We start from the raw sequence: 22453 nt of genomic DNA on the forward strand, positions 1-22453 counted from the left end.
TTGAAAATTGGTAGTAATTCGTTTTCCATTTCATGGTCTCTGGCCTTCCAAGCATTAATTGTATGTCTACTGGGTGCAGGTTTAAATGCGCTCTCTCCACCTTTTGACAGCACTGGGATAGCCGCATTTGGTATAGGAGCGGCAGTTTACGCCTCTCTTCGCTTTTCCCCTTTTATTTCAATTCCCATCGCACTGCTAACTAGTCTTCCACTGTGGTTAAACGAAGGCAGCATTGTAGGCAAAGAAAGTCTCACTCTTTTGCCAATAGTACTTAGCTTTTTCGGCTACGATAAATCGCTAAAGCAGGTGATCAAAGTAGGCGCAGGTTTCTGGTCTATCGTCTTTTTACCCATTTTGCTGTTAGAACACTCTCTGTTCGATGATGACAACGTGAACATGGTGTTCTCGGGTGTTTTAGTTACTTGGGTCAGCGGTGTATTTGGCTTAATCATCGGCCATTTCGCGTACTTAGCCATTTACGGTCTGAAGCGGCAAACTTCGTACAAATCCGAGCGGGTCACGCTTCACTTTCTCTTCGGGTATTTTTTCTCTGGATGCTTCTTTGTCGCTTCTATGGCGGTGATATATCTGTCAGTAAGCTTGTTTCAGCATCAACAAGAACGGCAAATTCACAGTTATATGACCCAGCGCGTTAAAGTGCTGGAGTTTCAGCTTTCAAATTTTTTACGTCATCATCAAAATGCTATTACCGCCACAGCAAAAGTACTTTCTAATAGTGGTTCGGAAAAAAATGACGAAAACACCGCAGACAAAAATCTACAAATTGTGGCTTCTCATAACCCTGAATTTTTAACCTTTTTGGTAGCCAATGAAGATGGTGATATTACGCATGCCTATCCACCAAGCATGTTGGAAAAAGCAAAGCGAAATGGGCGGCCGAATGTGTCTTATCGGCCTTATTTTTATGAGGTAATGCAAAGTGGGGCGCCATTTTTATCTAACGTTTTCCAAGGCCGCGGCTTTGGTAACGACCCCATTGTTGCGCTATCTGCGCCTATTTTAGATAGTAATGGGTCGCCTAAAGGTATTGTAGAAGGGTCATTATCACTAAAGAGCTTTCATTCTATTGATAGCCTTAGTCTCGGTGGATTCTCGATGTTAATCGAAGATCAAAAGGGTGAGGTAATTTACGCCTCAGAAGCGTTAGCGTTAAAGCCCTTAACTAAAGCACCGTTTTATTCATGCGAGCCCAAATGTGCCATTGAAGTTGATAATGGTCCTCAAGGTAAGACGTGGCTTAGATTTACTGATAATGTTTCTTTCGCCAATTGGAAGGTTAGCTATTATTTCGATAAACGGCTTTTGATGGCATCAATGAGTAGTTATTTACTCAAAGATTTACTTTTATTACTGGCTTTATCTGCGTTCGGGACCTTTACAGGCTATGTAGTAGCGAAAATGGTGGGAGCACCCATTCGCCGTCTCATTCGCTATATTGCAGACTTCGAACCTACACAGCAACAAGGAAAAAAAGCGCCGCAAAGAGCACTCCACATTCAAGAATTATCGTCACTAAGCGATGAGTTTATGCGCTTAGAAACCCGCTTGTTAGGTGCTTTTGATGAGCTTAAGAAAGCGCGAGAAATAGAGCAGGGGCTAAACGTAGAACTTAATGAGTTAAACCAGTCTTTAGAAAAACGCATAGAGGAAAAGACTGAGCATTTGGCGCTAGCGCTAAAAGAAGCTGAAGCTGCTAACGTTGCCAAAACCCAATTTCTTGCCAATATGAGCCACGAGATAAGAACGCCGATGAACGGTATCGTTGGCTCGTGCGAATTGATGTTAGACAATGACCTCCCTGAGCATATTGCAGTGAGAGCAAAAACGATTTCTCGTTCAGCTACTAATTTACTGATTATTTTGAACAGTATTTTGGATTGGTCGAAAATTGAATCAGGAAAAATGCTCAGTGATATCCAGCGCTGTGACATTCGAGAATTGCTTGTTGCTTCCTGTGAACTTTATCGCCATACAGCGCAGGTTAAGGGTTACGACATTGCGCTTAATATTAGAGACAATGTACCCGATGCTTTAAACATTGATGCTGGAAAAGTAGCTCAGGTTATTAATAATCTTCTTAGTAACGCGATTAAATTTACCAATGAAGGTGAAGTTTCGGTTGACGTTAGTTACGCGCACCAAGGACTTAAAGTTTCGATACAGGATAGCGGCATTGGTATCGCTCCTGAAAAAATACACCTTATCTTTGAAAAATTTGAACAAGCTGACACATCAACCACCCGCCACTTCGGAGGAACCGGTCTAGGCTTGGCCATATCCAAAGGGCTAGTTGAGTTGCTCGGCGGCGAGCTCTACGTTGAAAGTGAATTGGGCAAGGGGACTAATTTTACTTTCCATATTCCGGCCACTACGAGTAATAGCGATAAGCAGGAGCAACCTAAGACCTCAGCAACACTCCCCAGCCGTCTTCGCGTACTTCTTGCAGAAGATAACGATATAAACGCTGATATCGTGATGGATATGCTTAAATCAGCGAACATCAAATGTATTCGAACTAAGAATGGCAGAGATGCTGTACAAGCAGAGAAAAAACATGATTTCGACCTAGTTTTAATGGACTGTCAGATGCCCATAATGGATGGACTGACTGCATCCACACTTATCCGCAAAGAAGGTAGAAATAAAACTAAGATTAAAATTATAGCGTTAACGGCCAACGCATTTGTTGAAGATAAAAATGCCTGCTTAGAAGCAGGCATGAATGCGCATTTAAGTAAGCCTATACGCAAGCAAGTGTTATTTGACTGTATTGCCCGTGAGCTTACTAGCGTTTGAGGCTACGTCAGTGTCATCACTTGGGGCATCACTTACCAGTCGCAATACAATGTAGCCCAAGCACGCAGACACAAGAGAGCCCGCTAAAATTCCGACCCGCTCATCAAAGATTTGATTAATCCCGGTTTGTTCAAAAGCAAGTCCTCCTATGAACAGGCTCATAGTGAAACCAACGCCACACAGTAGTGCACAACCGTAAATATGCTTGAAGTTTAAATCGTCAGGCAGCTTAGCCAGTTTCAGCTTCACCATTAGATAGCAGAAACCAAACACGCCAATTTGTTTACCTACAACAAGGCCAAGAAAAATACCAAAAGTAACCGGGTGGAAAATACCCTCAGGGCTAATATTCCCAAAACTAATACCTGCATTAGCAAAGGCGAACAGAGGCAAAATGGCAAAACTTACAGAACCATTTAAGCCGTGCTCAAGTCGTGTTACGGGAGAGTATGACGCGTCTTTTTGATCCCGCATGGGAATAAAACTAGCCAATACCACTCCGGCTAACGTCGCGTGCACGCCCGACTTCAGCATAGCTACCCATAAGATGATGCCTACAAAAACATAGGCTGGAATATCCACTACATTTCGCTTGTTCATTTGCCACAGTAGTAACAAGCACCCAGCTGCAACGTACAACGCGCCAGCTGTAATGTTGTCGGTATAAAACAAAGCAATAATTACAATAGCGCCGATGTCGTCGATGATGGCTAACGTAACCAAAAATACTTTTAGGCTAGTAGGTACTCGGCTACCCAGTAACGCGAGAATACCCAACGCAAAGGCAATGTCTGTGGCAGCGGGAATCGCCCACCCTGCAATCGCCACAGGGTTATCCCAGTTTATGCCTACATAAATTAATGCAGGCAACGCCATGCCGCCAACTGCACCAGCAGCGGGTAAAATAATATCTTTAGGGTTTGCCAGTTCACCTTCACACACTTCACGTTTAAGCTCTAAGCCTACGTGAAAGAAAAAGACTGCCATCAAGCCATCGTTAATCCATAGCAGCAAAGGTTTATCGATAGCCCACGAACCAGCGGATATTTGAACTGGCATGCTGATTAAATGGTCGTAAAGTGTATCTAGTGGGGAGTTGGCAATAATGAGTGCGAGTGTTGTCGCGGCCATCAGCAAAATACCGGGAGCCGCCTCGCGGTTTAAGAAATCAGAGACCACGTCCTGTACTTCTTCTATCACTTCATCAAGTACGTCGGGTTCATGCTTATCTGTCATTAATAACCTCTTGCGCCATTTAACTACTAACACCGCAAAGCTTGTAGAGTCGCGGTTGCTAATCCGTGTTACAAGGCAGTTTTTCTACACAAATTAATTATAGTTAATACGGATTATTAAGTTTAGATAGATCACCCTTAAAGGTAGAGTGCTTTTACACGCTCGTACTCTATAGCGCTATATTTCACGCCATTTACGGTGGGATTTTGAACGGTTTTAAGCTACAATCGCGGCCTTTCCAAGGTTGTCCATTTTACCTACTCCGAGGATCTCTAGATGGCAAAAGTCGCGATTGTAATGGGTTCAACTTCAGACTGGCCTACCATGCAGCAGGCCGCAAAAATGCTGAAGTCGTTTGGTGTTGAATTTGAAGCGAAGGTGGTGTCGGCACATCGTACACCTAACTTGCTAGTAGAGTTTGCTGAAGGCGCTGCCGATGAAGGTTTTAGCGCAATAATTGCTGGCGCGGGCGGTGCAGCACACTTGCCGGGAATGATTGCCGCACACACTCATCTGCCGGTGTTTGGTTGCCCGGTAAAATCAAAAGCGCTCAACGGGTTAGATTCATTGCTTTCTATCGTTCAAATGCCGAAAGGCGTAGCAGTAGGCACACTAGCCATTGGTGAAGCTGGTGCAGCAAATGCGGGTCTACTTGCGGCGCAAGTTGTTGCGCTGCAAGACGAGAGTGTGCGTGAAGCCGTTATCGCTTTTAGAAAATCTCAGACTGAGACAGTACTTGCTTCAAGCAACACATTGGAGCTAGATGAATGAGAGTAGTTGTTTACGGCGCAGGCCAACTTGCTCAGATGATGTACTTAGCGGGAAGCCCGTTAGGTATTGAGGTTCAAGCTGTGGACGTAAACAACGATACCGTTGTACATCCAGTTAGCAAAACCCCACTCGATACAACACTAGCGCAAGCGCTAGAAGATGCCGATGCATTAACGGTAGAGTTTGAGCATGTCCCTGAAAGATTGCTTGAAGAAGCGGCTAAAACAAACAAGTTGATGCCGAATATCGACAGTATTCTAGTTGGTGCCGACCGCGTACGCGAGAAAAAGCTGCTTGAAAGCATGAAAGTAGCAAACTGTGATCACCAGATAGTGACCGACCTTGCTCAATTAGATGATTGCGTAAAACAGCTTGGTAGCAAACTTATTCTTAAAGCGAGTCGCGATGGCTACGACGGTTACGGACAGTGGCGTTTAAGTGATGAAGCGGATTTGCCAGCACTAAAAAGCTCGCTACAAGGCTTGGACTTAGAAAACGTGCCATTAGTGGTAGAAAAAATGGTGGCATTCGATAGAGAGCTATCATTAATTGGTGTACGCAACGCTAATGGCGACGTGAGAACCTATCCACTTGCTGAAAATCTGCATCATCAAGGTCAGCTTCATGTTTCGGTCGCGCCTGCAACTAGTGTGGATGATGCTCTTCAGGCTCAAGCTCACGATATTTTCGTGAAACTAGCTGAAGGCATGGACTACATAGGCGTGCTGGCAGTGGAGTTATTCCAAGTAGGCGATAAACTGCTTGTCAATGAACTTGCTCCGCGTGTACATAACTCTGGGCATTGGAGCCAGTCAGGCGCTGTAACCAGTCAGTTTGAGAATCACTTGCGTGCTGTTTGCGGTTTGCCTCTTGGCGATACGTCGGCCATAGGGCCTAGTGCTATGGTTAACATCATTGGTTGCAGCAGCTTTTCACGAGACCTGCTAAGCATTGATGGAAGCCACCTGCATTGGTACGGAAAGTCTGTTCGTGAAAAACGCAAAATGGGGCACATCAATGTCACCACTAATAGTTATGAAAGTTTAGGTGAAAAGCTCATGGCATTGAGCAAATATTTACCACTTGAGTACTTCCCGAAATTAGTTGGTGAAGCAACGCGATTAAAAGGTTGACACCCACGCGTTTATCGCTAGAATACGCATCCGCTGTCTAGGCAGCGGTTTTTAAAGTGTGCCGACTTAGCTCAGTTGGTAGAGCAACTGACTTGTAATCAGTAGGTCGCCAGTTCGATTCCGGCAGTCGGCACCATTTTTCTTTTTTCCTATGCCAAACTTACGTACACTTGCTTACGAATACTCATTCGGAGCAGACTGTATGTCACTTTTTTCCAAATCACTTAAACCTTTAGTTATCGTTACTGGCTTATTTTCTTTAAGCTTGTCTGGGACTATTTCAGCCCATGGCAATGATCATGATAACCACCACAAGCCAGAAGAGCAGCACAAGCACACCAGTAAGAAAACTGACGTTATGGTGATGAATGGTTACGCCAGAGCAACCTTTGCCTTGGCAAAAACCGGCGCAGTGTACTTTACTTTACATAATCAAAGTAAAAGCGATAAAACGCTGATATCTGTTTTAGTACCCCAAGATATAGCAAGTGATGCGCAAATCCACACAACGGTTATGCAAGATGACGTCATGAAAATGCGTGAGCTAACCGAAGGGGTTAAGGTTAAAGCGGGCCAAATGATTGCGTTTGAACCAGGTGGTCGCCACATAATGTTGTTGGGACTGACCAAAGGTTTAAAAGAGGGCAGTGAAATAGCGCTAACACTTAAGTTTGACGATGCGAGCGAGGCTAAGGTGAGACTGCCTGTTAAAAAAGAGCCGTCAGCTGGAAAAGAGCTATCAGCTGGAAAAGAGCCGTCAGCCAAAAAAGAAACGGGCGATGGCCATCATCATCACCATTAGTCAGGTATCTAAGACAAAACGCTTAACGTCATCGATTAATACGATGGGAGCAATTAACTAAACCGTTAATCTAAATCAAAAATTATAGAGTATTATTAACCTATATTATCAAGACCTAGATTTTTGATGGCCAAGAAACTGGTTGAACGAAAATCTTTAAAAGGGTTTCAACGTTAAGGAGTGTGACATGAGCAAGATTGATATTGGTATTTCTGAAAGCGATCGTAACGCAGTAGCAGAAGGCCTGAAAAAGCTATTGGCCGATTCTTACACTTTGTACCTTCAAACGCATAACTTCCACTGGAATGTAGAAGGGCCACAGTTCCGTGAACTGCATCTTATGTTTGAAGAGCATTACACCGAGCTTGCGGAAGCGGTAGACGAAATCGCAGAGCGTATCCGTACTTTAGGTGTTTCAGCGCCGGGCACATATAAGTCGTTCGCTGAACTTAGTTCAATTGAAGAAGTTGAAGGTGTGCCTGAGGCCAACGAAATGGTTCGCTTACTGACTCATGGTCATGAGCAAGTAGTGAAAACGTGCCGCGAATCATTAAAGCTAGCGCAAGATGCTGACGATGAATCATCTGCAGCGCTAATCGGTGACCGCATGCGTGTTCACGAGAAAACAGCGTGGATGCTTCGTGCAACGCTTCCAAAATAAATACGCCGCCGTGGTAAAGGTGGTTCGCATCGTTTAGACGACAAACTAACTTTATCGCATTAGCGAGTAAAACTATCACAAAGGGTACAGCAGCGCTGTACCCTTTTTTGTATACTGCTATAACTTAAAAAATAATAGAAGAAGTCTGTGCAACCAAACACAGCTTCTGTAAAAGAGGCTTCTAACGATGAAACCATTAAGCACTTTAGCAGTTAAATCCAAACCCTTAAGCACGTTAGCGCGCCCGATAGCGTGCGCAGTAGCGAGTGCAATGGCGCTAACGGTAAGCCAATTTGCCCTAGCTCACGGCGATCATAAGCATGGCGAAGCGCATGAAATTACTGACAGCGATATAACCGTAACCACGCTTGCTGAAGGTTTAGAGCATCCATGGGGCATGGTGTTTTTACCTGATGGCGACTTGCTGGTAACCGAACGAGCGGGTGGTATCCAACGTTTGTCAAAAGACGGTAAATTGTCAGGGCGCCTAAACAACGTACCAGAAGTGGTCGCACAGAACCAAGGTGGTATGTTAGACATTACCATCGACCCAGACTTTGCCAGCAACAACACAATTTATTTCTGTTACAGCAAAGCGAGTGAGACAGAAGGCAAGCCTGGCAGCAGTAGTAGTGTTGCAAAAGCCACGCTTACTGATTCGGGCCTTGAGAATGTCGATGTTATCTTCAGTGCCGACTCTATAGTCGATAATGGCTTTCACTTTGGCTGTCGCTTAGCATTCGATGCTAAAAAGCACTTATACGTGACCATGGGCGATCGCTATAAGTACATGAAAGAAGCGCAGAACACCGATAATCACTTTGGTAAAATTGTGCGTATCAACCGTGACGGCAGCGCAGTAGAGGATAACCCCTTCACCGATGGCAATGCCCCTGAAATATTTAGCTATGGTCACCGCAATGTCCAAGGCGTAACTATTCACCCTGAAACCGGCGCAGTTTGGGCGATGGAACACGGCCCAAAAGGCGGTGATGAAATAAATATCTTAGAGCGCGGTGCGAACTACGGTTGGCCAGAAATTACTTATGGCGTTGACTACAGCGGCGATATTATCAGCGATAAAACTCATATGGATGGTATGAAGCAGCCTTGGTTGTACTGGAACCCGTCCATTGCACCAAGCGGCCTAACCTTCTATCAGGGCGACATGTTTAAAGAGTGGAACGGCGATATATTAGTGGGTTCTTTGAAATTTACACACCTTCGCCGTATCAAGGTAGAAGATGGAAAGCCAGATGAGCAGTTCGAGTATGTTCGCGACAATCACGACCGCATCCGCGACGTAGAAGTGGGGCCAGATGGTGCTATTTACTTACTGACAGGCGCGCCCAATGGCAAAGTAGTGAAGCTGACCAAATAAGAGTCGATGATAAAAAAAGAAAGGCGCCACTTCACACTGAAGGGCGCCTTTTTTCGTAAACAGAGCTAAGAGTTTAAACCGATTTACTCGCTGTCTTTGTCTTTCTTGTAGCGCTCAAACCACGCCACAATATTTCCCACTTTTTGAATCAACCGAGATGGGCGGCTTGCAATGCCGTGTGATGCACCTGGAATTCGAACCATCGCCGCATCCACACCTTGCAGTTTCAGCGCTTGGTAGTATTGCTCGGTTTCACTGATAGGGGTGCGGTGATCGGCTTCGCCGGTTAGGAGCATAGTTGGCGTTACTACATTACCCACTAAACTTAGCGGGCTGCGCTGCCACAACTTATCGGCAATTTTCCAAGGCATATCAGCCATCCAATATTGGCTAAAGTAAGGATATGCATCAGCCGTCAACGAAAAGCTCATCCAGTTGATAACGGGTTTCGCCACTACTGCCGCACTAAAGCGCTCAGTTTTACCAATAGACCAGGCAGTAAGTGTACCGCCACCCGAGCCGCCGGTAATAAACAAGTTCTCTGAATCAACATAGCCTTGTTCAACAACGGCGTCTACCACGTCCATCAAGTCGTTGTAGTCTTCTGACGGGTAGTTATGGTGAATTAAATTACCAAAGTCTTCACCGTAAGAGCTACTGCCCCTTGGGTTAGCCCATACCACAACATAACCTTGCGCCGCCATTAGCTGAATTTCCATAGCAAAATGAGGGCCGTAGGCCGCATGAGGACCGCCGTGAATTTCTAATATCAGCGGGTATTTTTTGCTGCTATCGAATCCTGGTGGCAAAGCAATCCATGCGTCGATAGGTAGTTCGTCAACACTTGATACTACGGAAAGGTCTTGCACCTCTGCCAATGTCTTATGGCCAAGTGCGTCGTTATTTAAAGCGGTAAGCACTGTGTCGTCTTTACCTTTTCTGTAAAGCGCTAAGTCGCCAGGCATGGTGCGGCTGGCAGTGGTATAAACGATGTCACCTTTTTCACTAACCGCAAAGTCACCTGACGTGTAAGGACGGCCAAAGGCCTGACCGCCAATGCTTACATCGATAGTTTTTACATCACCTTTAAGGTTGACTGTAGCAAGCTTAGTCTCGCCATGATCAAGATAAGAGAAAACTAATCCGCGACTGTCTTTACGCCATGTGAACTTACCTAAGCTTCTATCTAACGATGTAGTTAAGCGGGTGATATCACCACTTTTAAGCTCTAGTACAACAATGTCACCGTTTTGGTATGAAAGCTTTCTGTCGTTTAGCTGAGTAAACGCAAGGTACTTTCCGTCGGGGCTTAAGGTTGGTCTGCCTTCAGGGCCTTCCATATCGGTAACTTGTTCAACTGCCGCTGTGCTTACGTTCACTTTGTAGATATCGCCAGACAATGGGTGCAGCGCATAGTCTTCTCGCTGCGGTGTGGCGAAATAAATCCAGTCATTGTTTCTAGAAAAGGCAAGGGTCCCCCCGCTTGGGAATTTCCCCGTTGTTAACTGTCGCGGTGTGCCGCCTTCCACAGGCAAAACAAAAATCTGATCGAAGCCTTCACGCAAGTAGCCTCTGCCGTCACCTCTATATTTTACCGCGTCAATATAGGTGCCTTGGTCAGCCCACTTTGCTCCTTTTGGCTTGCTCGGCATTCCTGTAAACAATGGCTTTTGCTTTTCTTCGGTAAACTGCGTAAAGGCTAAAGTTTTACTGTCGTGAGACCAGGTTAACTGGCGAGGTGTCTCGATGGTATTGGTTAAACGCACAGACTGCATTGTATCTAAATAATAAAGGTGGATTTGTGCGCGGCCGTTGACCGATTTTGTATACGCCACCATTTTACCGTTTGGCGACACAGTCGCCTGTGACAAGTTCTCGTCTAGTCCAATAAACGGGCGATGCTCACCTGATTTAATGTTAACCTGCCATAATCGGCTTTGTCTTCCGTCGGTCATGACATCCATGCTTTGACGAGAATAAATGACTGTTTCTTTATCAAGGAATTGAGGGTTAGCGACAAATTCCAAGTTAAAGGTATCTTCGTACGTTAGCGCATTTACGCTATTTGAATCAGAGCCAGAATCTTGCAACGCACTGGCTTGGCTCATACCTAAAACCAATAATGATAATGCTGTCGAGGTAGCTAATAAGCCTTGTCGCATAGGGCGAAGGGGGAAACGAGACACAAACATGTTTGTTCCTTTTGTTATTCTTTTTGCGCTAAGCGCGATAGGTAATGTGTTCGCAGTCGTGCTCTTAACGTTAACGCTAGGGTTAATTTAGTAAACTGTGAACCTTATTCTCAACCATATCGCTTTCGTTTCCATTATGTAAAGGGTGTGCGGTGAAGGGGCAGGATTGTCCGTTAAAAGTGCGTATTACTGCATGTATCGCAACACATAGCGCTATGTATAACAATGGGAGGCTTACAGCGGGTATTATCGGTATTAACGCAGTATCGCCTTTGTGTAATTCTCATAAGGCTTATTCGCCTTTAAGGCTAATTTTGCCCACCAGAATATCTTTAAACATAACCCAATCGCCCATCAAACTGTAAAGGGGGTGCTTGAATGTAGCGGGGCGATTTTTCTCAAAAAAGAAGTGTCCTACCCACGCAAAGCCGTAACCTACTAGCGGTATAAACCACAGTAGCGACCAGCTCGCCATATATATTGCCAGCGCTATAACGCTAAGTACTAGCCAAGAGCCGATAAAATGAAGCGTGCGGCATGTGCCGTCTTTATGCTCATTTAAATAAAATGGGTAAAACTCTTTGAATGAAGCAAACTGAGTGTCTGTACTGGTTTGTGTAGTCATAAAACCCTCTCGGCCAAATCTTAAAGATGTAGGGTGGCTCAATAATAAAGTAGCTCAATAGAGCGACTTTACACTACATTAACATTCATTGGGGTTGGATATTGTCGTGAAAGCGACAAAGGCGAAATGGCCGCTTTTATAAAAAGGGTATGTCGCTCGTTGCGAAACTAAAGATAACGCGCCTTAACCTTGTAATTTTACAGCGTCTACCCCATATTCCTCTCAATACAAGAAATTAAAGGCCTGCGTTATGGAAAATCTCGTTGCAAATAGCCAAGCAACCATCGTGGATATTACGGTAGAAAACTTTCAGCAAATTATTGTAGAAGCATCACAAGAAAAACTGGTGCTTATCGATTTCTGGGCTGATTGGTGCGAACCTTGTAAAGACCTAATGCCCATACTAGAAAAGCTGGCAGGTGAATATAGTCAGCATTTGATTTTGGCCAAAGTAGACTGCGAAGCACAGCAAGAAGTGGCTGCTCAGTTTGGTATTAGAAGCCTACCAACGGTAATGGTGGTGCAAAATGGTCAGCCCGTCGATGGCTTTGCAGGTGTACAACCTGAGCAGCAAATTCGTGAAATGCTGGATAAATATTTGCCAAACCCAGAAGATGATCTACTTGCCACTGCTGGCAAGGCGATCCAACAAGGGGATTACGCAGAAGCACTGCCAGCGGCTAAAGAAGCCTTAACGCTTAACCCTGACAATGTTAACGCTAAGTATATGCTTATTGATTGCTACGTTGAGACTGGCTCTATCGATACAGCTAAAGCTTTGCTTGAAGAGATTAAGTTAGTAGATCAAGACTCTCGCTATAAGAGTTTGGCGGGCAAAATTGAACTTGCAGAACAAGCGGCAGATACGCCTGAAATACGCCAGCTTCAAGCGGCAGTAGAAGCGAACCCTGATGACCTGCAGCTTAAGGTTGACCTAGCTGTACAGTTGCAGCAAGCGAACAAAGCACAAGATGCATTAGAGCTTCTTTATACAGTATTAAAGAAAGAACTTGGCTTTGGCGATGCCAGAAAGTTAATGATGGATATGATGAACGCACTCGCTGACGGCGACCCGCTTAAGTCAGAGTATCGTCGTAAAGTCTATAGCTTGTTGTACTAAGCCTATTCGGGTTTTAGCGTTCACCGTAACGCTAAAACCATCGCCTTGGGCTATAAAAACTAGCAAATAGGTGAAAACCCTTCCTTATGCAACCAGTTAAGTGCCTCGAAGTATTTTTCAAAATACTCCCGTTCATAGTTGCCCGTTTCAAAATCACGTTGGTTTGAAGGGTGGGTGCGTTCTAGCTGAGCACGCTTGATCATTCCGCTATCTAGCACATACGCTGAGCGACTAAGCCCTTTCGAAATATTTACCTTTATTGCATCCGCTAAACGGGTCTGACATTCCGGCGTAGATAATACCCAACGGCGTCCGTCCATTAAGGCTGCCCAAGGCTTATTGTCGAACCTATCAATAAGCACATGCATTTCCTCTATAAAAAACTCTGTTGTTTTAAGATTCCACGCGCCAGTAGCAAACACTTCAAGAACGTTACCTGAGACATCCAATGAATAATTTCCGTATTTAGGAAAACGCATAAAGTACCTTTAATATGTGTCTGCGTGGAACAGATGGAGCTTGCTAACTAGACTTACAAAACCATCTCGCCTCTATAGGGTATAGCAGAGTTTTTCAGTTTTGCAGTGGGCGTATGTATATAAGAAATAACATTAAGCGCAACGATTTGGGCAAAACTATTTACACCTATTTTGTAAATAAATGTTTTGCTGTAGGCGCAGGTTCATGCGAAATACGCCGAAGTTTGATAGGGTTTAAGCGGTTTTTATATTAGGCAATAAAGCATGGCATATCAGCAGTTTTATACGGGGTTTCTCAACGCTAACAAAGGTAAGCAGCATTATGCGTGTCACAGCCATTATTTTTGGCCAGACTGCACACGCGAAGCAATGCTCAACTATTGGGATGACAGCGCTAAATACGTAGACGAAAAGTGGGGGTACTTTTTCCAAACTTTAGTACCGGAACTGCAGCAGCGTATTAGCAAAATACTGAATACTGGCGCGCCTGAGCAAATTGTTTTTGCGCCAAATACCCACGAATTGCTTTATCGTATTATGAGCTGCATAGATAGTGCTGCACCTTATAAAGTGGTGTCGACAGACAGCGAGTTTCACAGTTTTCAGCGCCAAGCGAGTAGATTAGAAGAACAGGGGGCAATAGAACTTATTACCGTACCTACCAAGCCCTATCATACTTTTGCTTCACGCTTTAAGGCGGCTATTGCCGAACACAATCCTGAGCTAGTTTTTTTTAGCCAGGTCTTTTTCAATTCTGGTTATGTGGTAAATGACGTTTCAGATATTGTACATAGTGTGACTAACGACAATACCCTCGTCGTAGTTGATGGTTATCACGGCTTTATGGCAAAGCCTACGGACCTTGCCGATATTGCTCATCGTATTTTTTATCTTTCAGGTAGTTATAAATACGCACAGGCGGGAGAGGGGGCGTGCTTCGCCCACGTGCCGGTGGGCTGTAAGCTAAGACCCACGTATACCGGCTGGTTTGCCGAATTTGGCGAGTTAGACAAACCCCGCGAGACGGGCGGTAAAAATAACGTGCAATATAGTTTAGATGGTATGCGCTTTGCCGGTGCTACTATGGATTTTACAGCGCTCTACAGGTTAAGAGCTGTGCTTCGCATGTTTGAAGATAATAGTTTAGATGTTGCCGCGATAAATGATTACGTAATGAGCATGCAGCGAACATTTCTAAAAAAGCTTGCTGACTGCAATCATCCGTTACTCAATGAAAAACACTTAGCCGTTAACAATGAAATGAATCGGGGTCATTTTCTTACCTTTGAATTAGATAATGCCGATGTGACAAAAGCCCTTGCTTCCAAGCTTAAAGCACATCATATTCTTACTGACTTTAGAGGTAACCGGCTACGCTTTGGTTTTGGCCTATACCATACTCCCGAATACATTGATTTACGTGCGCTTTCGGAAATACCTTAAAAGGTGTTAGTTCGTTACAGGAAAGTCCGCACAAAATGTCGCGAAAAACCTGGCGAACTTATTAACAGCGCACTTATCGACGACATGCTCATTAAAAGCATGCTTTTCAAGATCACAGGGCTCTCACAACTTTAAGGATAAATTTATGGAGTGGCTATTACCCGCTTTCGCTTTGGTACTTATAATTGAGGGAATAGGACCGCTGCTTTTTCCGAATAAATGGCGCAATTATTTGCTTCAAATCAGTCAGCAACCGAGTAATCAGTTGCGCCAAATTGGCGGTACCCTTGTGATAATTGGCGCGCTACTGCTTTTTTATTTCAGTTAATGTAGGAAGAAGCTGTTTTGTGAGCTGCGAAGTTCAAGGTTGACCGCCTGTTCAGGTTTTGCGCGAGCTAATGTTTAGAATGCTATAAAAATTAGCGCTTTAGGAAATATGTTTTATAAAACAATAAGCCAAGCCTTATTTTAAAAAGCCGCCGGCGATGGTTGGGTATCTTTGTGATTTCAAAAATAAAAACAAAATAGTCGTATTTTTGTTCGAAAAAGAGATGATCCTTGCCCTAGAATTTTGTAGAATCCCCGCCTAATTTTCTTACACATATGATTCATGGCAAAGAACGTTGTGGTACTCGGCACTCAATGGGGTGACGAGGGTAAAGGCAAGGTCGTAGACCTACTCACTGATCGCGCAAAATATGTTGTTCGCTACCAAGGCGGACACAATGCAGGTCACACTCTAGTAATCGACGGTGAAAAAACCGTACTTCACTTAATCCCATCAGGCATCCTACGCGATAATGTTACCTGTATTATTGGTAACGGTGTTGTGCTTAGCCCAGACGCACTAATGAAAGAAATGACTATGCTTGAAGAGCGTGGCGTTCCAGTGCGCGAGCGATTAAAGATTAGTGAAGCTTGTCCGCTAATTCTTCCTTATCACATTGCACTTGACGTAGCGCGCGAAAAAGCCCGTGGCGCAAAAGCAATTGGTACAACTGGTCGTGGTATCGGTCCTGCTTATGAAGATAAGGTAGCTCGTCGCGGTTTACGCGTAGGCGACTTATTTAACGCCGAAGACTTCGCAGCAAAGCTGAAAGAAGTGCTAGATGTGCATAACTTCACACTTACGCAATACTATGGTGAAGAAGCGGTAGACTTTGATGAAACCTTGAAAGGTGCAATGGAAGTTGCTGACATTCTTAAAGCAATGGTTGTTGATGTAACTGACGAACTAGACAAAGCGCACAATGCTGGTCTACCTATCATGTTTGAAGGTGCTCAAGGCACACTTCTAGACATCGACCACGGTACGTACCCTTATGTAACCTCGTCTAACACTACCGTTGGTGGTGTAGCAACAGGTGCTGGCTTCGGTCCGCTTAAGCTAGATTACGTACTGGGTATCGTAAAAGCATACACCACGCGTGTAGGCTCAGGCCCTTTCCCTACTGAACTAGATTGTGAAGTAGGCCAACACTTAGGTGTTAAAGGCCACGAGTTCGGTGCAACTACAGGGCGTAAGCGCCGCACTGGTTGGTTCGATGCAGTTGCAATGAAGCGCGCAGTACAAATTAACTCTATTACTGGGTTCTGCTTAACTAAGCTTGACGTATTAGACGGTCTTGAAAGCCTTCAAATTTGTGTTGGCTACAAAGATGCAGACGGCAATGTAAAAGACGTCCCACCTATGGCCGCTGACGGTTACGAAAAAGTAACGCCAGTATATGAAGAAATGCCAGGTTGGACAGACAACACCTTTGGTGTAACTGAGTTTGAAGCCCTTCCACAAGCGGCGAAAAACTACATTAAGCGCCTTGAAGAGCTAACAGGTGTACCAGTTGATATTGTGTCAACAGGCCCAGACAGAAACGAAACTATCGTTTTGCGCAGCCCTTACGACGCGTAAAAGCGTTACGTTAAATACGTTTATAAAGCCCAGTGTTTACTGGGCTTTTTTGTTGCTGACAGACTTTACCTCTTTTTCACTTGCCTTCATCACGCCCACTTTTTAGCGCCTGCATTTCACGCATATAAAATCTACTTGTAGCCTCTAATATGTAATCGCATTAAACATTAATTAACAATTTAGTTGCGTTGTCTTCGAACATCCCTATTAATATAAGATAGTATCAGTTAATTATTACGCTGCTTTACCCGTCAACAATACCAGAGAGAGTCATCGAATTGTTGCAGTGGGTGTTATGCTATCGGAGCCTTCTTATGCCAAATAGACCTTCTCTTCACGCAGTGGAAACCGGTGTGTGTTTCGTTGATGTTGTTCACAAACTTAATGATAGTTTTGATACAGGGAAAACTCAGTCCCTTGAGTGGCGCAAAAGCCAGTTAAAGGCATTAGAGACACTACTTAAAGATAATCAGCACGACATTTTGCAGGCCCTTAAAAATGACCTAGGCAAATGTAAAACCGAAGCCATGGTCGCTGAACAAGGCTTTCTACTTTCTGATATAAAACATACGCTTAAGCACTTGGATAAATGGGCAAAGCCGCGCAAAGTATCTACGCCAATGGTGGCGTGGCCCGGTAAAAGCTTTCGCAAGCCTGAACCCCTTGGCACTGTACTTATCATTGGTGCGTGGAATTACCCACTTCAGTTATTACTTGCTCCTTACATTGCTGCAATCGCGGCGGGTAACTGTGCAGTATTAAAACCTTCCGAACTAGCACAAGAAACATCGTCGCTGGTGGCTAAGCTTATCCCTCAATACATGGATAACTCATGTGTTGCTGTGGTTGAAGGCGGTAAAGATGAAGCCACAGCGTTACTTGCCTGCAAGTGGGACCACATTTTCTACACTGGCGGGGAAGTGGTGGGTAAAATTGTTATGAGTGCCGCAGCAAAGCACTTAACCCCAGTAACCCTAGAACTTGGCGGTAAAAGCCCCTGTTTTGTTGATAAAAACACAAATCTTGCCGTAACTGCACGCCGTCTAGTGTGGGGTAAATGGATGAATGCTGGGCAAACCTGTATTGCCCCTGACTATGTCATTGTAGAAAAGGGCTTTGAGCACAAGCTTATCGAAGCGGTTAAAAAAGAGCTGAAAAAGCAATATAGCAAAGCCCCTTTATCTTCACGAGACTACGGCAATATTATTAATCATCGTCACCTAAAGCGCCTAGAGAGCTATCTTGAAAGCGTCAATGTGGTGTATGGCGGCGAGCTAGATGAATCTCGTCCAGCAATGGCGCCTACCCTTGTGCTAGAGCCTTCGTTAGATAGCCCGCTGATGAAAGAAGAGATCTTCGGCCCTATTCTACCTATTATCACTGTCGACAATATGGAGGCAGGCATTAAGTTTGTGAATAGCAGACCTAAGCCACTCGCGCTTTATGCATTCAGTGATAAAGACGATGTGCTTGATAATATCATCAGTAAAACCAGTTCAGGCAGCGTGTGTACTAACGACACTATGCTGTTTATGACTAACCCTGAGTTGCCGTTTGGTGGCGTGGGAAATAGCGGAATGGGTAACTATCATGGGCAAGCAGGTTTTGATACATTCAGTCATATCAAAACAGTGATGAAGCGTTCTTTTGCCTTAGACGTGTTCTTTCGTTACGCACCGTTTTCAAAGTTTAAGCTATCGTTACTTAAAAAGTTTTTATAACAGGAGTTTTCATGGTTCAGCCTTTTCACCTTGCCATACCGGTCACTAATTTAACCGATGCTGAAGCGTTCTACGGTGATCTATTGGATTGCGAGAAAGGGCGCAGTGATGCACAGTGGATAGACTGGAACTTCTTCGGTCATCAGTTAGTGACACACTGTGTAGAGGCCATGCCGTCACCGCCTTCGCATAACGGGGTAGACGATCATGCTGTGCCGGTGCCGCACTTTGGGGTTGTTCTAACGATGGATGATTGGCAAGCGCTGGCAAGTAAGCTAGAGGCTTCAAATACTGAGTTTGTTATCGCACCTTATATTCGCTTTAAAGGTAAGCCGGGTGAACAAGCCACTATGTTTTTTAAAGACCCTTTCGGTAACGCGTTAGAATTTAAAGCGTTTGCAGATATTAATCAGCTATTTGCAAGTTAGAAAGCCATTTCAAGGCTAATAGGTATGCCTATTGAGATATCTCAATAGGCATATATCGATAGAGCTTAATCATAAGGTTACTGATCTACTTCAATATAGTTGCCTTCTAACTCTACATCAGGGTCGCTTTGTTCAACCGCTACTTCTGGGTCTGGTTGCTCTACTTCTATTTCAGGGTCTCGTTGTTTTACATCTACGGCAGGCTTTCCTGCTTTGATATTCACTCTAGGCTGAGCTTGAGAGATAGTTACCTCAGGATCAGGCTGATCTACGGTGATATCTGGATCGTTAGTGGTGATCGTTATTTCAGGCTTAGGCTGACGCACTGTAACTTGTGCAGGCTTTTGGTTAATAGTCACTATAGCTGGCTTTTGCGTTACAGTGACCTTGTCGCCTTTACGCTCATTGTTTTGTTCACTTGCCATGTACTGGGCTAACTCACTTTTATCAAGCTCCCCGTTTTTGTTTTTGTCATAAGTGCGCATAATTTTATCGTACTTACTTGGCTCTAGCGTCGAACTCATTGTTTCCTGCGCGAAGCTACCTGTGCTAAACAAAGCTGATGTCAGTAGTGCAGATGTTATTAAGGCTTTACTCTCGATTTTCTTAAAATTCATGGTCATTTCCTTTGGTATCTATTTTACATTGTTCATCTATTGAAAATTGCGAAGGTTATTCAGCTGACAAAATGTTTTCTAACGTTTGCTGCTTTTCGCTTATAGATGAATAACGAGATTCTACGTACTCCGGGAACTGCTGAATTTCTCTGCTTGAAGAAAGCAGTAAATTACCCTCTTCTAATTTCACTTCATCTAGAGGAATGACATTCTTCTTCTCGCCAAGACCCATCATGCCACCCGATTCTACGACAAGGTAAACATCGTTACTTTGCTTTTGCATAACAACTTCTTCAATTGATGCAACTTCTTCACCGCGAGTATTTACCACATCGTTGTCTTCTAATTCGTTAATAGTCATGTGCGCAACCATGGCCTTATCACTATCTTCACGAATGTCGCCACTTGCGTCTCGACGGACAATATTTATTTCGGGCTCGCTACTCTCAATAGTGATTTCAGGCTCCGCTTGATTTACGGTCACCTTTGGCTTCGCCGCATTAACTTTTATCTGAGGTTCTGCTTGAACAACATTTACCTCAGGCTCTTGTTGTTTCACGGAAATCTCCGGGTCCTGATAGTCTATATCAACTTCAGGTTTGCCAACGGCTACATCAACTTGAGGATCTTGTTGTTTAACATCTACTGACGGGGCAGGCTGTTTTACATCAACATCTGTTTGTCCCTTAATTACTTCAATCTGAGAGCGTTCCGCTTCATCCAGCTCCTGTGCACTAACACCACTACTCAGCCCTAGTGCTACGACAGCAGCTATCGAGCTTTTCTTTAATAGCGACGCGTTGTTTTGTCTTTTACGAATATCCATCGTTTTCTCCTTGAAAATTAAACTGCCTTGAATTTTGTCTACCGCTTAAAGACAAAACTGACGTTGCAACCGGTATACCGCCTATACAATAGATATTGCTTTTGCCAAAGAGATAAATCTTTTTTTTAATTCGATAAAGTTAATTATCATTTGAATTTTTAAAATTTAGATTTGTTGTAGGTTCCTGATTATTTGTGGGTTTTACTAATTTCAGTATTTATTATAAATTTAGTGTTTTTATGAAAGTATGAAGTAATTTTACGAATACAAAAATCCGCTATTTTTAATAAATAAGAAAAGAGTAAAATATTTGGTCTTACCAATCTTGTGCTTGCAATGATTACGTATTTACACACGGTAGACCAATCTTTACATTGTGTTCGCTGGTACGTATAACTTATTAACAAAAAATAATGACAGGAAGAATGGTTTTTATGCGTTAAGTGTTTGTTTATAAGAAGGAATGTGCCACTTTAATAACGCTGGTATTTATGTTGCTTTCCATAGAGTGACGACACGAAGTTACTTTAATTTGGAACAAGGAAATCATCATGCGTAAATTAAACCATCTTTCTTTGGCGAGCATTTTATTGCTGCCCTCCTTAGTTAGCGCTCAAACCGTAGTAGAAGATACAACCTCTTTATCAGGCGTGTTTTTTACTAGTGTTATTACCGGTGTTGTTGTTGCGGTAGGTATTCAATTTCTTTTAAGTAATTTAGCTATTGCATCAGGTATAAGTGCTATAGGAGATATTTCCGATAATAGCGATAATAGCTCTAGTAGTAAAAATAGTAGTTCATCACATAATACTAAAAAAACCGGAAGGAAAGTTTCCTCCGCTTTCGGTATTTTTACCATGGTGACTATGTCTATTTCTGTTTTTGTTGCAACATTATTAGCCATCGAAATTAGTGTGGCAGAAAGCCTTTTAAATGGCATGATTTTAGGTGTAGTTATATGGTCGCTGTTTTTTATTAGCGCGCTTATTTTAGATGCGAAACTAACATCGTCGATTCTTGGCAATATGATTGGCTATTTACGTAAAGGTGCGGCGGCAATTACAGGTGCTACAGTGAACAGCTTTTCTCAAAGTGACGAAGCCAAGGCCAAAGCGTTTGCAAAAGAAACGGTTAAAGCGGTTCATGATGAAGTGCGTGAGGAATTTAATACCTCAGACATTGATAAGAAAATTAAGCAGTATATCGATAGAACTACCCAGTCGCAGTTTTCAGCGAAAGACTTGCGAAAAGAATTAGAAACGCTCATTAATGAAATTGAAGTAGAGGAACAATACTCTACGGACGATTCTGGTGTTGCGAAAAAGCTCATTCTTGATATCGCGAATCAACGCCCTTCGCTGAATGACGAACAAAAGCAGCAGCTATCTCAAACTTATGATGAAGTAAAAAACACCCTTAAAAAAGAAGGTTCAAACAAACAAAAAGCAACCGCGTTGTTTGACAAGTTATCTCCAGGCGATGAAGAGAAAGGAAAGCAGTATCGTCAGCAGTTACTTACTTATCTTAATGATTCTGACCAAGAAGCGGTAACACCTGAAACATTGGAAAAAGATCTCAACGACATTTTTGACAATCCTAAAGGTGCATATCGCATTTTATCTAACCGCGCAGCGAATCTAGATAGAGAATCCCTTAAAGGCCTACTGCAGCACCACGATAATATGGATGAGCAAAAGGCGGACAGAGTACTTAAAGCTTATGATTCTGCGATTTCATTTATGCAAAGTAAAACTAGCTCTAATGAAAATACTTATGAAGAACAGGCAAGTAATTTACCCGCAAAACGTTCAAAGGTAGAGCAACGCATTCAGGCTTGGTTCGATCGTTTAGATAGGCCAGAGCTTCAATACCGTAACCTTAAAGCCGACTTCATGGAAATGTTGGATAATCCAAGTCATACACCCGATGTAGTGCTAAATCGCGTCAAGAAGATGGACGAAAACTCTATTCGCGCTCTATTAACTAACAATCAGGCTATCAGTGAACAAGATATAGATAACTATATTGCTAAGTATAATGATGCGCGTAATGATCTTCTGAAGAGATACGAAGATGTAAAAGCGGAAACGGCAAAACGTATTAGTGCCCTCAAACAGGCTGCATTAGACGAAGCCGAAGGTGTAAGAGCAACTGCTGCATCGGTAGCTTGGTGGTTGTTTGCCAGTGCTTTGGTGTCGTTATCGAGTGCTGCTATAGCAGGTGCGGTGGCAACAAACCTTATTTAAGCACATGTGAAACCTTAGTAGTGCACTGTATTAAAACGGCAAAGTT

The 22453-nt window shown here is 43.6% G+C and carries 19 protein-coding genes and 1 tRNA gene; 14 read left to right on the forward strand and 6 right to left on the reverse strand.

Going from position 1 to position 22453, the window contains the following annotated elements; genetic code table 11:
• Positions 1-2817: an ATP-binding protein gene (locus IW644_RS14735; protein WP_269918227.1), complete on the forward strand. Its 2817-nt coding sequence runs from the start codon at positions 1-3 to the stop codon at positions 2815-2817.
• Here IW644_RS14735 and nhaA read toward each other — a convergent pair.
• Positions 2779-4053: a Na+/H+ antiporter NhaA gene (nhaA, locus tag IW644_RS14740; protein WP_269918228.1), complete on the reverse strand. Its 1275-nt coding sequence runs from the start codon at positions 4051-4053 to the stop codon at positions 2779-2781. The two genes, IW644_RS14735 and nhaA, sit on opposite strands and share 39 nt — an antisense overlap.
• 276 nt (positions 4054-4329) lie before the next feature.
• Here nhaA and purE point away from each other — a divergent pair, with 276 nt between their 5' ends.
• From purE to IW644_RS14770, 6 genes are all read left to right on the forward strand, one after another.
• Positions 4330-4824, forward strand: a complete 495-nt coding sequence (gene purE / locus IW644_RS14745) for a 5-(carboxyamino)imidazole ribonucleotide mutase (RefSeq protein WP_269918229.1) — start codon at positions 4330-4332, stop codon at positions 4822-4824.
• On the forward strand, positions 4821-5957 hold the full coding sequence (locus IW644_RS14750; protein WP_269918230.1) for a 5-(carboxyamino)imidazole ribonucleotide synthase: 1137 nt from the start codon (positions 4821-4823) through the stop codon (positions 5955-5957). Before purE ends, IW644_RS14750 begins: the two co-directional genes overlap by 4 nt.
• A gap of 60 nt (positions 5958-6017) precedes the next feature.
• Positions 6018-6093, forward strand: a tRNA-Thr gene (locus tag IW644_RS14755).
• A gap of 66 nt (positions 6094-6159) precedes the next feature.
• Positions 6160-6759, forward strand: coding sequence for a copper chaperone PCu(A)C (locus tag IW644_RS14760; RefSeq protein ID WP_269918231.1), 600 nt, complete (start codon positions 6160-6162; stop codon positions 6757-6759).
• A 187-nt stretch (positions 6760-6946) separates the two neighbouring features.
• Positions 6947-7420, forward strand: a complete 474-nt coding sequence (locus IW644_RS14765) for a Dps family protein (RefSeq protein ID WP_118490413.1) — start codon at positions 6947-6949, stop codon at positions 7418-7420.
• Between the two features lie 187 nt (positions 7421-7607).
• Positions 7608-8801 (forward strand): PQQ-dependent sugar dehydrogenase, encoded by a 1194-nt coding sequence (locus IW644_RS14770; RefSeq protein ID WP_269918232.1) that lies wholly within the window; start codon positions 7608-7610, stop codon positions 8799-8801.
• An 83-nt stretch (positions 8802-8884) separates the two neighbouring features.
• On the opposite strand, the gene IW644_RS14775 is transcribed toward IW644_RS14770, so the two are convergent.
• Positions 8885-10993 (reverse strand): S9 family peptidase, encoded by a 2109-nt coding sequence (locus tag IW644_RS14775; protein WP_269918233.1) that lies wholly within the window; start codon positions 10991-10993, stop codon positions 8885-8887.
• Positions 10994-11285: 292 nt separating this feature from the next.
• On the reverse strand, positions 11286-11618 hold the full coding sequence (locus IW644_RS14780; protein WP_179982221.1) for a DUF962 domain-containing protein: 333 nt from the start codon (positions 11616-11618) through the stop codon (positions 11286-11288).
• Between the two features lie 250 nt (positions 11619-11868).
• Between IW644_RS14780 and trxA the strand changes: the two genes are divergently transcribed.
• Positions 11869-12738, forward strand: a complete 870-nt coding sequence (trxA, locus tag IW644_RS14785; protein ID WP_269918234.1) for a thioredoxin — start codon at positions 11869-11871, stop codon at positions 12736-12738.
• 59 nt (positions 12739-12797) lie between these two features.
• Here trxA and IW644_RS14790 read toward each other — a convergent pair whose 3' ends face one another.
• On the reverse strand, positions 12798-13217 hold the full coding sequence (locus tag IW644_RS14790) for a hypothetical protein (protein WP_269918235.1): 420 nt from the start codon (positions 13215-13217) through the stop codon (positions 12798-12800).
• A gap of 264 nt (positions 13218-13481) precedes the next feature.
• Here IW644_RS14790 and IW644_RS14795 point away from each other — a divergent pair, with 264 nt between their 5' ends.
• The 5 genes from IW644_RS14795 (at position 13482) to IW644_RS14815 (ending at position 18718) form a co-directional block, all read left to right on the forward strand.
• Positions 13482-14660 carry an aminotransferase class V-fold PLP-dependent enzyme gene (locus tag IW644_RS14795; protein WP_269918236.1) on the forward strand — a complete coding sequence of 393 codons (1179 nt, stop codon included), beginning with the start codon at positions 13482-13484 and terminating at the stop codon, positions 14658-14660.
• A 145-nt stretch (positions 14661-14805) separates the two neighbouring features.
• Positions 14806-14988: a DUF2065 domain-containing protein gene (locus IW644_RS14800; protein ID WP_071816877.1), complete on the forward strand. Its 183-nt coding sequence runs from the start codon at positions 14806-14808 to the stop codon at positions 14986-14988.
• 282 nt (positions 14989-15270) lie between these two features.
• Positions 15271-16569, forward strand: coding sequence for an adenylosuccinate synthase (locus tag IW644_RS14805; protein WP_025256721.1), 1299 nt, complete (start codon positions 15271-15273; stop codon positions 16567-16569).
• A 314-nt stretch (positions 16570-16883) separates the two neighbouring features.
• Positions 16884-18290, forward strand: a complete 1407-nt coding sequence (locus tag IW644_RS14810; protein ID WP_269918237.1) for an aldehyde dehydrogenase family protein — start codon at positions 16884-16886, stop codon at positions 18288-18290.
• A gap of 11 nt (positions 18291-18301) precedes the next feature.
• Complete coding sequence (locus IW644_RS14815; RefSeq protein WP_269918238.1) at positions 18302-18718, forward strand: VOC family protein; 417 nt, start codon at positions 18302-18304, stop codon at positions 18716-18718.
• 77 nt (positions 18719-18795) lie between these two features.
• Here the strand turns inward: IW644_RS14815 and IW644_RS14820 are convergent, their stop codons facing one another.
• Both IW644_RS14820 and IW644_RS14825 read right to left on the reverse strand, forming a co-directional pair.
• On the reverse strand, positions 18796-19335 hold the full coding sequence (locus IW644_RS14820) for a hypothetical protein (protein ID WP_269918239.1): 540 nt from the start codon (positions 19333-19335) through the stop codon (positions 18796-18798).
• A gap of 55 nt (positions 19336-19390) precedes the next feature.
• On the reverse strand, positions 19391-20161 hold the full coding sequence (locus IW644_RS14825; protein WP_269918240.1) for a PRC-barrel domain-containing protein: 771 nt from the start codon (positions 20159-20161) through the stop codon (positions 19391-19393).
• A gap of 551 nt (positions 20162-20712) precedes the next feature.
• Here IW644_RS14825 and IW644_RS14830 point away from each other — a divergent pair.
• The gene (locus IW644_RS14830; RefSeq protein ID WP_269918241.1) at positions 20713-22407 is read left to right on the forward strand and encodes a hypothetical protein; all 1695 of its coding nucleotides are present in this window, start codon (positions 20713-20715) and stop codon (positions 22405-22407) included.
• Positions 22408-22453: the final 46 nt, after the last annotated feature.

The sequence above is a fragment of the Alteromonas sp. PRIM-21 genome, from assembly GCF_027563165.1.
Lineage (GTDB): Bacteria > Pseudomonadota > Gammaproteobacteria > Enterobacterales > Alteromonadaceae > Alteromonas > Alteromonas macleodii_A.

Coding starts and splice junctions, on each gene's coding strand:
- nhaA (WP_269918228.1), bottom strand. CDS start 4,053: ATGACAGATAAGCATGAACCCGACGTACTTGATGAAGTGATAGAAGAA.
- purE (WP_269918229.1), top strand. CDS start 4,330: ATGGCAAAAGTCGCGATTGTAATGGGTTCAACTTCAGACTGGCCTACC.
- IW644_RS14750 (WP_269918230.1), top strand. CDS start 4,821: ATGAGAGTAGTTGTTTACGGCGCAGGCCAACTTGCTCAGATGATGTAC.
- IW644_RS14760 (WP_269918231.1), top strand. CDS start 6,160: ATGTCACTTTTTTCCAAATCACTTAAACCTTTAGTTATCGTTACTGGC.
- IW644_RS14765 (WP_118490413.1), top strand. CDS start 6,947: ATGAGCAAGATTGATATTGGTATTTCTGAAAGCGATCGTAACGCAGTA.
- IW644_RS14770 (WP_269918232.1), top strand. CDS start 7,608: ATGAAACCATTAAGCACTTTAGCAGTTAAATCCAAACCCTTAAGCACG.
- IW644_RS14775 (WP_269918233.1), bottom strand. CDS start 10,993: ATGTTTGTGTCTCGTTTCCCCCTTCGCCCTATGCGACAAGGCTTATTA.
- IW644_RS14780 (WP_179982221.1), bottom strand. CDS start 11,618: ATGACTACACAAACCAGTACAGACACTCAGTTTGCTTCATTCAAAGAG.
- trxA (WP_269918234.1), top strand. CDS start 11,869: ATGGAAAATCTCGTTGCAAATAGCCAAGCAACCATCGTGGATATTACG.
- IW644_RS14790 (WP_269918235.1), bottom strand. CDS start 13,217: ATGCGTTTTCCTAAATACGGAAATTATTCATTGGATGTCTCAGGTAAC.
- IW644_RS14795 (WP_269918236.1), top strand. CDS start 13,482: ATGGCATATCAGCAGTTTTATACGGGGTTTCTCAACGCTAACAAAGGT.
- IW644_RS14800 (WP_071816877.1), top strand. CDS start 14,806: ATGGAGTGGCTATTACCCGCTTTCGCTTTGGTACTTATAATTGAGGGA.
- IW644_RS14805 (WP_025256721.1), top strand. CDS start 15,271: ATGGCAAAGAACGTTGTGGTACTCGGCACTCAATGGGGTGACGAGGGT.
- IW644_RS14810 (WP_269918237.1), top strand. CDS start 16,884: ATGCCAAATAGACCTTCTCTTCACGCAGTGGAAACCGGTGTGTGTTTC.
- IW644_RS14815 (WP_269918238.1), top strand. CDS start 18,302: ATGGTTCAGCCTTTTCACCTTGCCATACCGGTCACTAATTTAACCGAT.
- IW644_RS14820 (WP_269918239.1), bottom strand. CDS start 19,335: ATGAATTTTAAGAAAATCGAGAGTAAAGCCTTAATAACATCTGCACTA.
- IW644_RS14825 (WP_269918240.1), bottom strand. CDS start 20,161: ATGGATATTCGTAAAAGACAAAACAACGCGTCGCTATTAAAGAAAAGC.
- IW644_RS14830 (WP_269918241.1), top strand. CDS start 20,713: ATGCGTAAATTAAACCATCTTTCTTTGGCGAGCATTTTATTGCTGCCC.